The following is a 13,706-nucleotide window of genomic DNA, read 5'->3' as shown; positions in this document are numbered from 1 at the left end:
TGCTTATCTTTCCGAACCCGCAGAGTTTCAAAGTGTTCAATGCGGGTGCCGTTGGAAATCCGTTCAAGGATTTCGTTGACCTCTTCAGGCCGTTCAGGATGCGTCAGAATAAGGAAGGACTTGCCCAAAACTTCAGCTTCCGAATAACCGTAGATTTTCTGGGCCGCCGTGTTCCAACTGAGTATGGTGCCATCGATTGAGGTACTGAAAATGGCATCATCGGATGAATCGACCATGGCCGCCAGGAGGGTAAGCCTGGCTTTGTCTGTGTCCTGATCCAGGGTTCGATCGGCAGGAGGCAAGCGACTTCCTCCTCCATGATGCTTCGCTGGCGATGGCTCCATAGGGCTCTCCCGAATTAATCCTGCAGATTTCTCGAATAAAATTTTGTGTATTGGCGCGACACATTTGCTGTGAGAATATACTAACTCTACACAGAAATATATCTTTGGCAAAAGATAAACTCATGCAGTTTTTAGGAGATGTTTGAAATTTCAAACAGCGATTATTTGGCAGCTGGAGGGCGCATGTTGAGCGGAAGCTGGCCGTGAGCCAGCCTTGTCTTCAACCAGCCTGATTGGAATTCTGGATGGGATGAAAGCCAGTATCAGGCGGCAGCATATCGTAAGACAGAATACGAGCGGAACGAAATTGAAGAGCAAATGCGGCCATGGCGCCGATGATCAAAATCAGGCCGAGGTAGTAGCGCAGGCGCGAGACCTTCTTACGGGATTTCATACGAGTTCCTTTCCACGGTAACAACCAACGGGAGCAAGCCCGCAGGAGGCTTGCAAAGCAAGGAGCGTACCTGGAAAAAAGTCAGTCAAATCAAAGAAAATCCCGTCCAAATTCTGCACAGCTGGCTGGCAACTTCTGTCAATCGAGCCAACCCGGTTTCCAAAATAACGGATCACGAAGAGAGGCCCGGTTGACCCAAACGCGCACGCTCCGATCACAAACAGCCATCATTTCCAGTTCAAGTTTGCCCTTGTCTGTGCGGCGCCTTGCGGTAATACGATAGTGTTTCCATCCTTCCAACTGACTCGTCGAGGTCCAGTTGGAATTGATCAGAAATAGTTTCTTCGAGAAATGCTTATGCTTGGATTGCATGCTCTCTCCAGGGCATGTTTAGGGCAGTTTGAACTTTCCATCGGACTTGATTTCTTTACGATTCAAAAGGGCCAGCATCATATCCGCGAGATACTCGCTCGTGGGGACACTGAGGTGCAGACCGTCAGGAACGAGATCCTTCATCGAGTATTTCCTGCCCTTGATTTCGAGGTAGCCGTCTTTCGAAACCTGCTCATGCAGCTGATTGAAGGGCATCAGGAAACATTGTTTGTAGGAGGCACACCGCTGCGTGATTTCCTGATTCAAGCGCTGCCGCTGGACCTGACGACCGGGAAGCAGTTCAGGAATCTCGCCCAGGACTATGGGTAAGCTCAGATTGGAGGCCTGGCTCATGAGGTTCTCCAACGCCTTGATGCTTGGCTCGGCCTCTGTCAGGGTTGAATCCCAGAACAGGAAATCAACCGCCATGATGATGGTTCTATCTTGAACATCCTTGGGTTTGATCTCCTTGATCACGTCACGCCCCGTGCGGCCGCCGAACGCGATGGTTTTAATGTGGGACTTGCCTGTGTAACGCAGGGCCAGTGTTTTGCCAGGACTCGCTGTGCTCCAGTCGGCACTGACGCTCGCGCCTGTGATCAGTGGTTTCGCCAGCAACGCCTCTGGCGCCATCGTATCCGATAAAGCTGTGGTATGAATCGAAGCTGTCGCGGCCCCGGCCAGCGCAGTTTTTTTGACCAAATTCACTATATTCATAAGGGATCTCTTTTTGAAATTGTCAGCTGATAAGGAGCAGCCTCAAGCATAAGAATCGTTTAATGAAGATTTGGTGAGCATATTCATATATTTCGTATCCCAGATTTCAGGCTGAATATTGCAACCAGGGACTGCATTTTCCCGCAAAATTGATCAGAGGAGGAATGGGCACGCTATGCATTCACAAGAAACAAGGGAACCCCATGAAGACTCCGTCAAACCATCGCGAGGTTTGGTTCGGAACGTCCAGCTGCCTGGGAAAGACGGGACGATCCGCTGCTGCTTTCATCCCGCCGAGCCAGGATCTGTCGCGATCCTATGGGTTTTTGGTTCTGGTGGAGGATTAGGCGGGCCTGCCGGTGGGCTTTATATCCGTCATGCCGAACAATGGGCCGAGCGAGGGGTGGCCTCGCTTCGGCTGGATTATCGCCATCCAGGGCTGCTTCAGGAATGCTTTGAAGATGTGCGGCGGGGTTTGGATTATCTGGCCCAGGAGCAGCGCCCCCAGGTGATACTCGTGGGTCACTCGTTTGGAGGTGCGGTGGTGATCGGAGTGGGTGCCGATCACCCGCAGGTCATAGCCGTTGCCGCCCTAAGCAGCCAAGCGACAGGAACCGAAAAGGCTGCGAGAATAAGCCCACGTCCGCTCCTGCTCATGCATGGGACTGCGGATGAGATTCTGCCGGCTGATTGTTCAGAAGCGATCTATAGGCGAGCCCACGAACCTAAAAAGCTGCTTCTCTATCCACGCTGTCGGCATGGTCTGGATGAATGTCGCGATGAAATTGATCGTGATTTAGAGCAATGGCTTCAGGAGCAGGTGGAGCTGCAGAAAGGCGGTGCATGGCGAGCATGACCCTTGGTGAGTCATGCTCCGAGTAACAAAGATTAAGGAGCAGCAGGAGCGCTGGCTTCTTCGGTAGCAGGGGCTACAGGCTCAGCAATGGTCTCTACGGTTTTGGGAGCTTCAGCTTCGGCAGCAGGAGCGGCCTGGACCACGGGGTCATTGGCTTGAGCAGGCTTGGATTCGGCCGTGAAAAGGCTCGATACCCAAAGGCCATCGGTCGTCTTGAGCCAGCTATTCTTCTGCTCACCGGTCAAAGAAATGGCTTCACCAAACTTGGCAACGCGAGCTACAGCATGGCTCTTGCCAGGACCCTGGCGTACATTCACCAAAGATGCGGTGGGATAGACCAATTTTTCGGCGCTGGCCGCAGGTGCAACAGCTTCAGCAGCAGGGGCTGGAGCGGCCACGGCTTCAGTTGCCTTGGCCGATTCCGCCTTGGCATCAAGCTTGGCGTCAACAGCGGCAGCGACATCGTTGCTATCCACTTTTTTGACTTCAGTCTCAGGCTTGGCCGCTTCAACAGAGGCGGGAGCACCAGCTTCAGGGTTCAGATTTTCCGATTCATTTTCATCAGGGGTTGAGGAACAGGCAACAGAAAAACTCAGGATCAAACTCAGCAGCATCGGGGACTTCATCGAAAATATCTCCACTGTCAAGGTTTACGACACCTGGTCGGTGTCTATCCATAGGCCACCTGATTGAGGTCAGGTACCTAGGACCATTGCAGAGCCTTAACAGCAAGATTTTTGCCATATGAAAAACCTGAATCAGCGACGGAAAAACTGCAATAAAGATCGCGCCCGATAGGGTTGACCCGTGCGAACAAAGTGCCAACAGAAGAGAATAAACCAGGCAAAGGCCGCGCTCACAAGGGTCGTGGCAATGAGCAGGGACAAAGGTCGATCGGGCGTCCGGATCGCAATCAGGAGTGCGGCGGCCAAACTCATCGACATGGCAAAGGCAGCCAGGGCCAGCCGGCTGCCGAGGTGATGAAGCACCATGGGCAGAAGTTCCAACTGGGGATTCATTGCCCGTACCTGAAGATTTCCCGTTTCCGCATCATGAAGGATCTGATCCAGTTGGGTGGGCAGCTGCTTGAGCATGCTCGACAGACCTGTGAGCGTGGACATGGAATCCGTCATGAGCGTGCGGGGGTTCAAGCGTTCCGCCATCAAGCGCTGAATATAAGGCTGGGCAATTTCAATGGCGTTGATGTCTGGATAAAGATTTCGAATCAGGCCTTCAATGGTCAGGCTCGCCTTGGTGAGAATTGAATACTCCGAGGCCAGCTTGATTTGGAAACGCTGCGCGGCGTTGACAAATTCGTCAGCGAGTTCCTGGGATTTAAAATCCTTGACCGCTTTGACATTCATGTAACGATCGAGAATCCGAGTGATCTCAGCTTTGAATTCATTGAGATTGATACGCTTCAGGGGAGTGCCCATCCGCAAGAAAACCCGAGCAATGGTGCCGGCATCACGGGAAATGGCTGCGATAATCAAGGTCACGATATCAGCGCGCTGATCATCCCGCAGGTGGCCGACGAGCCCCAGATCAATCATGCAAATCACGCCGGCCTCATTGATGAGGATATTGCCGGCATGAGGGTCGCCATGAAAAAAACCATCGATCAAAACCTGTTTGCACGCCGCGTGTAAAATTTCCGTGACGGCGTGTTTGGCTTCCGGGGTTTGCGGTTTGATGCGACGGAGAGATTGGCCCGGAAAGAATTCCATCGTTAAGACATGACGACTGGATAATTCAGGAAATGGTTTGGGTACCACGACGCTGCGTTCCGGGACGAGCAGGGTGCGGGCCGTTTCCAAATTACCGAGTTCCTCATTGAAATCGAGCTCACGCAGAAGAGAGATTTCAAATTCGGCGACGATTTCCGAAGGAGCCAGAAGACGCATTTCCTCGATGCCAACCTCCAGGGCCTTGGTCAGCATGAACAGAAGGTCGAGGTCCCCTCGCATGGTCTGTTCAATCTGAGGACGCTGCACTTTGACGATGACGGATTCGCCACTTTTCGTCACGGCGCGATGCGTTTGGGCAATGGAGGCCGTGGCCAGGGGTTCCTGGCTGAATTCGGCAAAGAGTTCTGAGAGCGGACGGCCGAGGCTTCGTTCCACGACATCGCGAATCGCCTCGAAAGCCACGGGAGGTGTCTGGTCCTGCAGGCCTTCGAGCGCGGTAATGTAACTCGCTGGCATGATGTCCGGTCGCATGGACATGATTTGACCAAATTTAATGTACGTCGGCCCCAGCTCTTCCAATAAGCGACGAAAGCGTATGGCCGCGGGCTGGTCACGCCAGCGATCGCTTTGACCCTCGACTTTAACCTGACCGAAAAAGATCTTACCTATGGGCGACCTTAGAAAAAGCTCGCCGAAGCCGTGCCGGGTAATGATCAGAAATATGGCCTGCAGTCGCTTTAAATCGCGCGCGGCCACACCCAGCAGGGAATTATTGATGGACTCGAAGGGCTCTTTGTCAGTCGTGTTGCTGGTCATTGCATCCCTTTGGGGTTTCTGTTCATGGCAATATAACTCAACTCGGTATATCTTTCGCTGCAGTTTTTAAAGGTATCCTTTCGTTCACACTCAGGGAGATGAGTCATGCATAAACACACGAGTATCAATCGACAGATTCTTTTGGCAAGTCGTCCCACGGGGAAACCCACGTCCGACAATTTCAAGCTGGTCGAAAGTCCGGTTCCAACGCCTGGGGAGGGTCAGGTGCTTTTGGAGACGCAGTTTCTTTCTCTGGATCCCTACATGCGCGGTCGCATGAGTGATGCGCCCTCCTATGCGGCGCCGGTCAAGATCGGTGAGGTGATGGTGGGCGGCACGGTGTCCAAGGTCACCCTGTCTAAAAATAGTAAATTTAAAACGGGGGACCTCGTTCTGAGTTATGCGGGTTGGCAGGACTACGCCCTTTCTGATGGCAAGGACCTTACGCCCCTTGGCGCCATTGCGCATCCTTCCCTGGCTCTGGGCGTTCTGGGGATGCCTGGTTTTACAGCCTACATGGGATTGCTCGATATCGGTGAACCCAAAGCGGGGGAGACCGTGGTTGTGGGCGCGGCCACAGGTGCGGTGGGTTCGGTTGTGGGACAGATTGGCAAGATCAAGGGCTGCCGGGTCGTGGGCATTGCCGGGAGTGCTGAGAAGTGCCGTTTCGCGGTCGAAGAGTTGGGCTTCGATAGCTGTTTAAGCCATCACGATGAGAAGCTTGCGGATGCGTTGCGTGAGGCCTGCCCGAAGGGGATCGATGTTTATTTTGAGAATGTCGGCGGTAAGGTGTTTGATGCCGTGCTGCCCTTGCTCAATGCCAAGGCCAGGATTCCTGTCTGCGGTTTGATCGCGCAGTACAATCGCACATCCTTACCACCTGGTCCGGATCGTATGGGACTGCTTATGGGCACCATTCTGAGCAAGCGGCTGCGCATGCAAGGTTTTATCATCTCCCAGGATTACGGCCATCGCTTTCAGGAATTCCAGCAACCCATGCAACAGTGGTTGCGCGAGGGCAAGATAAAATTCCGCGAGGATATTGTCGAGGGTTTGGAAAAAGCACCGCAGGCCTTTATGGGCCTGCTGGAAGGTGAAAATTTTGGCAAACTTGTGGTGAAATTTTAAATGTCTGTTGTCTGACACAGCGAGGACTTTGCGGACCAGGCTGCCAGACCCGGTGGCACACGACCGGGTTGCGCGGATAACGTCACCGGCCGTGAGCAGGGCGGTAACAGAAACGGAGTGGGATCAATCGGCTGATTGTAATTATCACGATATTCAAAATGCAGATGAGGGCCGCGGGATTGTCCGGTTGCGCCGACGAGGCCAATCAGATCCCCGCGTGAGACTTTCTGCCCCACTTTGACTTTGGCTGTTTGACAATGCGCGTAGTAGGTTTTTCCTTGGACGTGCTCCAGGATCACGAGCAGTCCAAAACCTGACTTCCATCCGCGGAAAACAACCTTGCCGTCCTGGGCTGCGACGATCGGTGTGCCTCGGCGTGCCGCAATATCAAGGCCCTTGTGAAAGCGATTCCAGCGCCAGGAAAATCCCGAGGAGATATAGCCTTCCACGGGAAAGCTCAGACGCTGGGATTCGTCTAGCTGAATCCATTCATCGAGTTTCTGAAAATCCTCTTCTTCCAGCGCCGACCAGTCACCGATTTTAATGGGCCTGAGAAAAGAATCACGCATGAGCTTGACGATTTTAAGAGCCTTTTTACCGGTCGAGGCTTTTAAAGCCGCTGTATGGGAAATCGGCACATAGATGATCTTTTTATAACGGCCCTGGACGCCGCGTGGATTGAAGATCTCGAGCAGACTGAGTGGCACTTGAAAACGTTGACTCACGGTTCGCAGGGTTTCGCCCGGCTGCCGTTTTATTTCATAGGCAAGAATAACTTTGGGTTTGGCAGTGCGGCTCAGACCGGCCTTGCTGACGAGATGAGATGAATCATGTGGTGATCCACACGCGGCACACATGAGACATGCTAGGAATAGCTTCGCCCGAAACATCATGGTTTCCCCATAGGTTCGCACACGATCCTTCCCACGGGTGTGCCTGGCGCGAGAGGAAACAAATTGCGTTCGACCCATCCTTATCGGATGGTCCCGGAGAAACTTAAGCCAAGGGCTGGAATTTGTTCATAGAATGGTGATATTTCATTGGATTTTTCGGGGAACGAAGGGGGGCCATGCATACTCACACCAACCTTGTAAGGTGATCGTTGTCGTGGATTCTGACACTTCGAACGGTCCGCGCGGGGCATCGTATAAAGGGCCAAGGCCTGTTGGTACAGACGTTTTTGAAGCGGAGATCGAGGTGTAACGATGGTAGGATGATGGGTCTTTTGCTCGTGCTCATGCTGCATTCTCAGTCAGTATGGGCCTTAACCTGGACCGATCCGAGGAGCACGTTATGTTGGGCCGCCTCCTTTTGTTTATGATGATGGTTCCGTTCGTGGAATTGTTTCTCATGATCCAGGCGCACCGCTACTGGTCCATGCTTTGGGGAAGCCAAAATGCGTGGATGACCACCCTGGGTTTGATTTTTTTGTCCGCTCTGGCCGGAGTGACCCTGGCGAAAAAACAAGGTTTGCGTCTTTTTTCCCAGGCTCAGACGCAGATGCGACAGGGCCGTTTGCCGAGTGAAACCATGTTGGAAGGCCTTCTGATGCTGGCGGGTGCGACGGCGTTGATTATTCCAGGATATTTAACAGACTTCGTTGGGATTCTTTTGCTGATTCCCTGGACCCGGTCGATGCTGATGAAAAAGTTGAAGGTGTGGTTGGGTCAGCAGGTTGCGAATGGACGTGTCACGGTGCACCAGGCTGGACATTATAGCCAGCATGATGCTCTCACGCATCGAACGGGCTCCGTGGACATTATCGATGTGGAGCCGATTCAAAAGCCCTAGGCCTCACGACCCTTGTAAATTCTTCATCGCCTGCTGGATCCAGGCCGCGTGCGTGGACACATTGGTGTAACGGGTCACCGACCAATAAACAGGATGACCCTCGCGGCCATGCACGATGCCGATGAGCTCCAGTCTTTCGGGATTGGACAGTGGCGCATAAAGCGGGCCTCCGGAATCACCCGGGTTGGTCACTTCCCCTTGAACAAAGACAAAGCCTTTTTTAGCCTTGTTGGTCGCCACGCTGACCTTCTTTTCCTGAAGGGTTTGCGCCTGCGCAGGATCGTTGTTATGACGTCCGGCGCCAACCGCCAAGGCTGAGAAGCCCGACGCGACTTCGCCCGTATAAATGTCGACAGGCTGGAATAGGGTCAGCGGTTTGGCCAGCCGCAGGACGGCCATGTCGGCAAAGACATTGGCGTCATCCAGATAATCATTTTTTGCGGCACTGACGCCACTGGGCAAGGCTACGCCTATGACGCCAACACCCGCGTTGGTAACCCGGACGGAGCCGTTATAAGGATAGACCGTGGAAAGACCAACCCCGGCTTTACAGTGGGCCGCTGTGAGGACAAATTCCGGATGAATCAGAACGCCTGTGCATTTGCCTAAGGCGCTTTGAATCATCACGGTGCTTTTCGAAGCCGGCTCGGACGCTGTGACCAGAGTTCCATTGCTGATCAAGAGAGACGATTCCGGATCGCGCACAGAACCGCAGCTGATGGTCATCAAGGTCAGAGCCTGGCATGTGGTCATCAAATAATTCTTCATAGCGCCGCCTCCAGAAGAAAGATGGACTGCTGATCATGCAAACGCTTGCCTGACCACTTGCAGAGTTCTGTCGCGATGGAGTCTGTTTCTGAGCCTTTCTTTGCGAGAATCATGCCTGGATTGATTATGTCCTGCTGTCAGGATCGGTCGCGGCCAGGCATCAAGGATTTCGGTAGGATGGATTGATAGCAATGTCGGACTCTTACCTGCGGAAAGTTAGCCGCCAGTCAGGTCGTGCAAATGTGTTAGTCTTCGTCAAAAGCTTGGACTCCTGAGTTCTCAATGCGTCATATCATCGATCTGGACGGATCGCTTCCGACGCTATTACTTTAATCAGCATGCCGTCGATCAATGCTGAGAGGTTTCCTTATCAAAGCGTTTTTGGAAAATACATCAATGTCCTGGCCCGTGTTTCTGCTGAGCCTCCTGCTGCTGATTATGGGCGCGGGCTCGGCGTGGTATGTGAATCATCTCTATCAGGATTTGTCGCGAGTCCTGGAACTGAACGTGGCCAGTGTGAGGGCTGCTGAGGAACTGGAAATCGGCTTGCATGAGATTCGCACCCAGCTGAACGATTATATACATGGCAATTCTGATATATCCGCGCAGGACATTCCGCGACTCTTTGAAAGCACGGATCGCTGGTTGGCGGAAGCGGAACGCCTGGCAACCACCCAAACCGAACAGAAAATCATCGAACAGCTGAAAAAGGGCTACCAACATTTTTTCGAGAGCATGAATCAGCTGATTGAAACCAAAGATGATGATCGTGGCCTGCGTCGTGGATTCCGGCCACTCATCAATGAGATCATGACCAAAGAGATCATTGAGCCGGCCCACGCGTATCTTGACTATAACGAGGCCACCATGCTAGCCGTCGCTCAAGAACATAAAATCTTCTCGAAGCGCATTGCCAATGGTTTGATGATTATCGCCATTTGCGGTTCCATAGGCGGCTTCGGAGCTGGCATCCTGGTTGCGCGCCGCATGACAAGGTCCCTTGTGGAATTGAATCTGCCTTTAACCATGGCTGCCGGCAAACTCAGTGAGATTGTTGGGCCGATTCGGATCTCTACGGGGCTCAACCTCGGCGAGCTCAAAAGCATTCTCGATATTATTGCCGTTGAGGTGGAACAGGTCGTGATGCGGCTGCAGCAGACTCAGGAGGACATTCTCCAATCGGAAAAACTGGCTGCGATCGGCCAGCTGGCAGCAGGAACAGCCCATGAACTGCGCAACCCACTTATGTCCATTAAGCTGCTGATTCAGGCGGCCCTGTTGCGGGATGATGTTTTGCAAAAAGCGGATCTGAATATGATGGAACAGGAGCTGACCCGGGTCGAACGAACGATCCAAAACCTGTTGGATTTCGCCCGGCAGCCCGCCATGAGCATGGAGCCCATCCAACCGCTAAGGCTGGTGGACCAATGCATCCGATTGGTGCAAGGTCGCGCGCAAATTCAAGGTGTGAGCATCCACACCGAGGTCGAGGGAGAACCTCTTTCTTTGCATGGGGATCCGAGTCAACTGACTCAGGTCATCCTCAATATTCTGATGAACTCTTTGGATGCAACCAGCCAGGGTGATGAGATCAAGCTCATCCTGTCAACCCAGGGGCAGGAAGGAATCAAATTCATGGCTCAGGACTCGGGTCGAGGCATCCAGCCTGAACTACTGCCTAAAATATTCGACCCGTTTGTATCGGACAAGGAATCAGGCACTGGCCTTGGGCTATCGATTTGCAAGCAAATCATCGAAGCTCACCACGGTGAAATGTTTGCCCTGAACCGACAGACCAAGGGCGCCATCGTTGGTTTTTACCTGCCTGTTGGCTAATTCGTACGGAGGAAATCGTGGCCAAAGCCCATACTTTGCTGGTTATCGATGATGATCGTGTTTTGCGTTATTCCATAAAGAAAAGTCTCAGCCCTGATCTCCAGGTCATGGAAGCATCGACGGCCATTCAGGCTCTGGAGCTGGTCAACAAGGCGGCACCGGATGTGATCCTGCTGGATCTGCGCCTCGTGGAGGCGTCAGGCCTTGATGTGCTGTGCACCATTAAGAAAAGCCATCCTAACCTCCCCGTTATTATGTTTACAGCGTTCTCGACCACCAAGACCGCAATTGAAGCCACCAAGTTTGGAGCTTTTGATTATCTCCTCAAGCCTGTTGACCTGGCCAAGCTCCAGGCCACGGTCCAGAAGGCTTTGTTATCCAGGCGGCAGGATGTCGACGATGTGATTGCCGCCAACACCGCGGATATCCTGCAGGACAGCGAGGTCTGTATGGTCGGCGATTCTGAGGCGATGCAGGACGTCTACAAAAAGATCGGACGGTTCGCTCCGACCCAAAGCAATATTTTGATTCTGGGCGAAAGCGGAACGGGCAAGGAACTCGTGGCCAAGGCTCTGCATTTTCATAGCCAGCGCCGGCAGGGACCTTTCATCGTGATCAACTGTGCTGCTCTTTCGGAAAACCTTCTTGAAAGTGAACTCTTCGGCCACGAAAAGGGGGCCTTCACAGGCGCTGAAAGAAGGCGGGCTGGTAAATTTGAATATGCCCATGGTGGGACGATTTTTCTGGATGAAATAGCTGATATGCACCCCACGACTCAGGCCAAGGTCTTACGCCTTTTACAGGATCAGCGGTTTGAGCGTTTGGGTGGTAATGAGACGATCGAGACCGACGTGCGGGTGATCGCAGCAACCAATCGAAACCTGAAGGCTATGATCGAGGAGGGCAAGTTTCGAGGGGACCTCTACTATCGACTGAATGTGTTTACGATCGATCTGCCTCCCCTGCGTGATCGCAAGGAAGATCTTCCGGATCTGGTGCGGTATTTTGTGGGTTTCTTCAAGGCCGAGTTTGGCAAGGAGCTGGTCGACATCGACGCCAAAATCTTTGACCAACTGAAGCTCTACGATTGGCCAGGCAACATGCGGGAGCTGCAGAGTTTTGTGAAATACGCTTTAGCCCATGCTGATGGACAGTCGATTCGCATTTCTCATCTGCCCGATTCCATCCTGCGGAGTTTTAGCCAGGGGCCCGTTGATCCTTTCACCCCACCCCAGGCGTCGGACAGTATCAGCACCCTCGTCCAGAGGCTTCTGGACCAGGGTGAGACGTCCATCTTTGATACCCTGGTGCGGAATCTGGAAAGCATTGTCCTGCCGGCCGTGCTGGCCAAGACCAAAGGACGCCTGCAGGATGCTTGTGATATTTTGGGGATCTCGCGAAACACTTTAAAGTCGAAAATGAAAGAGCATGGCCTCAGCATTGATGCTCAGGTTTCGTCAAAAAATGACGTTCGAGATCAAACTTTGACAGCACCTCTCTGATCACTTCCCCGTGGGCCGTGCTGTTCGACAAAAAAAACCATGGCACGCTTACTGCAAAGCTGAACCGTATTGTCCTTCTGTAAAAGAAAGCTGATGCAAGAACAACGTTGGGCATAACTGGTTTCTCTCTCTCCAGTTATGCCAATTCCACTTCTCTGGAGTCATCGCTTGTTGCAATCGAATGACGAGAACCTGGAGTTTGAGTTAGTCCGGATCGTGCACGAGCACCCGCAGCCGCTCAATTTGGAAGAAGTCTTTTGCTGCCTTTACAATCGACGTGAAAGGCTTTCTGATCTTATGGCTGCGACCAAAGAAACGATTTTTGAAAAGCGGCGGGTCAAACGGTATCTGGACCGCTCAGCGCATCGTGGATTGCTGGGAACGTCCTGGATCAACGGTCAGGTTTACTATGGCCCTTCTGCAATTGAGCCGCAGGCCAAAGACCCATCCTTTCGCCTGTCCATTATCCGCGACAAGGATCGCATTGCCTTTTCATCGCAGCCCTATCGCTTGTACAGAGGACAGAATTTTCAAGATCATCTCTTGGTCGTGTTCTGTGTCATTGCCCTCATGGTTCTGGCTGGCGTGACGACTTATCTCGTCTCCAACTGAAGACGAAAGAATTGGGGTGCCCGGAATAAAGAAGCAGCGGAGGCCTGTTCTCCATGTAACAACTCCGGTTTAGGGAGGTGCTCGATCAGGCACCTCCTGTTCCGTTTTGCCTAAAACGAATAACCCAATGTCACCTTCAAAATTTGAAACGTCGTGCCGTGACGGAAGTAGTCGAACAGGGTTTGCAGGTCATCCTGCTCGTCCTTGTCATTCACCCGATCCATGAAATTTTCCTCGATCCTTCCTTGACCCATGGCAAAGACAAGGTCCAGCCATTCGATACCAAAGGTGATGCCACTCTTGAATTGCCAGCGGTTGCCAAGTCCCAGAGTGAGAACGTCATTGGAAATTTGGACTTTGGCCGGTGTCAGCAGATTGTTGCTGCTGATGCGGCTCAAATACTCAGAGCCAAACGTCGCTTTATATTCACGTCGACCGAGACCGACTTTCCAATAATAGCTATTGCCTGGATAATAGAGAGCGTGAATCGAGGTGTGCTGCTCCGAAAGGTTTGCCATATCCACGCCCCAGAACCCCAGGCCATAACTGGCCTGCAAATACTCGGCTTCGATTGACCAGGTTGCATCCGAGATCCAGGTGGCGCTGACACCGTACTTGGTGGGGAGGACCCAGCCGAGGGTGATGGGTATGACCAAAAGCGTTAGGTCTTTATCGGTTCGATTATCCCTGCTTGAACGCGGCGTCTCAGGAGGCCCAGGCTTAACTTCAGCATCGGGATCAACGGTTTCCTGAGCCATCACCGGTTTAAGGGCGGTTCCTAAAATGAACACGCTGAGCGAGATTTTGTAAAAAATTTTCACGGATCCTCCACGTGACGACGGGTCGCCTCGCGGGATCTTAACGAAGGGTCTGGCCTGGAAT

15 protein-coding genes are annotated in these 13,706 nt (G+C 52.7%); 6 read left to right on the top strand and 9 right to left on the bottom strand.

Annotated elements, in window-relative coordinates; all coding sequences use genetic code 11:
* The 4 genes from VE954_RS24020 to VE954_RS24005 all read right to left on the bottom strand — a co-directional run.
* Window positions 1-344: PAS domain S-box protein (locus VE954_RS24020; protein WP_324957571.1), on the bottom strand; the 344-nt coding region annotated here is incomplete at its 3' end.
* A gap of 220 nt (window positions 345-564) precedes the next feature.
* Window positions 565-738: a hypothetical protein gene (locus tag VE954_RS24015; RefSeq protein WP_324957569.1), complete on the bottom strand. Its 174-nt coding sequence runs from the start codon at window positions 736-738 to the stop codon at window positions 565-567.
* Between the two features lie 138 nt (window positions 739-876).
* Entirely contained in the window at window positions 877-1,110 is a 234-nt protein-coding gene (locus tag VE954_RS24010) for a TIGR02450 family Trp-rich protein (protein ID WP_324957567.1), read from the bottom strand.
* Window positions 1,111-1,128: 18 nt separating this feature from the next.
* A complete protein-coding gene (locus VE954_RS24005; protein ID WP_324957565.1) occupies window positions 1,129-1,827 on the bottom strand; it encodes a hypothetical protein in 699 nt (232 codons plus the stop codon).
* Window positions 1,828-2,002: 175 nt separating this feature from the next.
* On the opposite strand from VE954_RS24005, the gene VE954_RS24000 reads away from it, so the two are divergent.
* Window positions 2,003-2,683 carry an alpha/beta hydrolase gene (locus VE954_RS24000; RefSeq protein WP_324957563.1) on the top strand — a complete coding sequence of 227 codons (681 nt, stop codon included), beginning with the start codon at window positions 2,003-2,005 and terminating at the stop codon, window positions 2,681-2,683.
* A gap of 32 nt (window positions 2,684-2,715) precedes the next feature.
* Here the strand turns inward: VE954_RS24000 and VE954_RS23995 are convergent, their stop codons facing one another.
* Both VE954_RS23995 and VE954_RS23990 read right to left on the bottom strand, forming a co-directional pair.
* On the bottom strand, window positions 2,716-3,309 hold the full coding sequence (locus VE954_RS23995; protein WP_324957561.1) for an SH3 domain-containing protein: 594 nt from the start codon (window positions 3,307-3,309) through the stop codon (window positions 2,716-2,718).
* 132 nt (window positions 3,310-3,441) lie between these two features.
* Entirely contained in the window at window positions 3,442-5,187 is a 1,746-nt protein-coding gene (locus VE954_RS23990) for an ABC1 kinase family protein (protein WP_324957559.1), read from the bottom strand.
* 105 nt (window positions 5,188-5,292) lie between these two features.
* On the opposite strand from VE954_RS23990, the gene VE954_RS23985 reads away from it, so the two are divergent.
* A complete protein-coding gene (locus VE954_RS23985) occupies window positions 5,293-6,315 on the top strand; it encodes an NADP-dependent oxidoreductase (RefSeq protein WP_324957557.1) in 1,023 nt (340 codons plus the stop codon).
* Here VE954_RS23985 and VE954_RS23980 read toward each other — a convergent pair.
* Complete coding sequence (locus VE954_RS23980) at window positions 6,312-7,229, bottom strand: M23 family metallopeptidase (protein WP_324957555.1); 918 nt, start codon at window positions 7,227-7,229, stop codon at window positions 6,312-6,314. The genes VE954_RS23985 and VE954_RS23980 overlap by 4 nt on opposite strands.
* A gap of 379 nt (window positions 7,230-7,608) precedes the next feature.
* Between VE954_RS23980 and VE954_RS23975 the strand changes: the two genes are divergently transcribed.
* Window positions 7,609-8,106, top strand: coding sequence for an FxsA family protein (locus VE954_RS23975; RefSeq protein WP_324957553.1), 498 nt, complete (start codon window positions 7,609-7,611; stop codon window positions 8,104-8,106).
* A 3-nt stretch (window positions 8,107-8,109) separates the two neighbouring features.
* Here VE954_RS23975 and VE954_RS23970 read toward each other — a convergent pair whose 3' ends face one another.
* Window positions 8,110-8,874 carry a S1 family peptidase gene (locus VE954_RS23970; RefSeq protein ID WP_324957551.1) on the bottom strand — a complete coding sequence of 255 codons (765 nt, stop codon included), beginning with the start codon at window positions 8,872-8,874 and terminating at the stop codon, window positions 8,110-8,112.
* A 396-nt stretch (window positions 8,875-9,270) separates the two neighbouring features.
* On the opposite strand from VE954_RS23970, the gene VE954_RS23965 reads away from it, so the two are divergent.
* The 3 genes from VE954_RS23965 (at window position 9,271) to VE954_RS23955 (ending at window position 12,824) form a co-directional block, all read left to right on the top strand.
* Window positions 9,271-10,710 (top strand): sensor histidine kinase, encoded by a 1,440-nt coding sequence (locus VE954_RS23965; RefSeq protein WP_324957549.1) that lies wholly within the window; start codon window positions 9,271-9,273, stop codon window positions 10,708-10,710.
* 17 nt (window positions 10,711-10,727) lie between these two features.
* Complete coding sequence (locus VE954_RS23960) at window positions 10,728-12,212, top strand: sigma-54 dependent transcriptional regulator (RefSeq protein ID WP_324957547.1); 1,485 nt, start codon at window positions 10,728-10,730, stop codon at window positions 12,210-12,212.
* Between the two features lie 168 nt (window positions 12,213-12,380).
* A complete protein-coding gene (locus tag VE954_RS23955; RefSeq protein WP_324957545.1) occupies window positions 12,381-12,824 on the top strand; it encodes a hypothetical protein in 444 nt (147 codons plus the stop codon).
* A gap of 110 nt (window positions 12,825-12,934) precedes the next feature.
* Here the strand turns inward: VE954_RS23955 and VE954_RS23950 are convergent, their stop codons facing one another.
* The gene (locus VE954_RS23950; protein ID WP_324957543.1) at window positions 12,935-13,645 is read right to left on the bottom strand and encodes a hypothetical protein; all 711 of its coding nucleotides are present in this window, start codon (window positions 13,643-13,645) and stop codon (window positions 12,935-12,937) included.
* Window positions 13,646-13,706 lie beyond the last annotated feature (61 nt).

Origin of the sequence: Oligoflexus sp., from assembly GCF_035638955.1 — a bacterium.
In the GTDB taxonomy this organism is placed as follows: Bacteria; Bdellovibrionota_B; Oligoflexia; order Oligoflexales; family Oligoflexaceae; genus Oligoflexus.
Note: the sequence above shows the minus strand (reverse complement) of the source record. Positions and strands in the feature narration are given on the sequence as shown.

Coding starts and splice junctions, on each gene's coding strand:
- VE954_RS24015 (WP_324957569.1), bottom strand. CDS start 738: ATGAAATCCCGTAAGAAGGTCTCGCGCCTGCGCTACTACCTCGGCCTG.
- VE954_RS24010 (WP_324957567.1), bottom strand. CDS start 1,110: ATGCAATCCAAGCATAAGCATTTCTCGAAGAAACTATTTCTGATCAAT.
- VE954_RS24005 (WP_324957565.1), bottom strand. CDS start 1,827: ATGAATATAGTGAATTTGGTCAAAAAAACTGCGCTGGCCGGGGCCGCG.
- VE954_RS24000 (WP_324957563.1), top strand. CDS start 2,003: ATGCATTCACAAGAAACAAGGGAACCCCATGAAGACTCCGTCAAACCA.
- VE954_RS23995 (WP_324957561.1), bottom strand. CDS start 3,309: ATGAAGTCCCCGATGCTGCTGAGTTTGATCCTGAGTTTTTCTGTTGCC.
- VE954_RS23990 (WP_324957559.1), bottom strand. CDS start 5,187: ATGACCAGCAACACGACTGACAAAGAGCCCTTCGAGTCCATCAATAAT.
- VE954_RS23985 (WP_324957557.1), top strand. CDS start 5,293: ATGCATAAACACACGAGTATCAATCGACAGATTCTTTTGGCAAGTCGT.
- VE954_RS23975 (WP_324957553.1), top strand. CDS start 7,609: ATGTTGGGCCGCCTCCTTTTGTTTATGATGATGGTTCCGTTCGTGGAA.
- VE954_RS23970 (WP_324957551.1), bottom strand. CDS start 8,874: ATGAAGAATTATTTGATGACCACATGCCAGGCTCTGACCTTGATGACC.
- VE954_RS23965 (WP_324957549.1), top strand. CDS start 9,271: ATGTCCTGGCCCGTGTTTCTGCTGAGCCTCCTGCTGCTGATTATGGGC.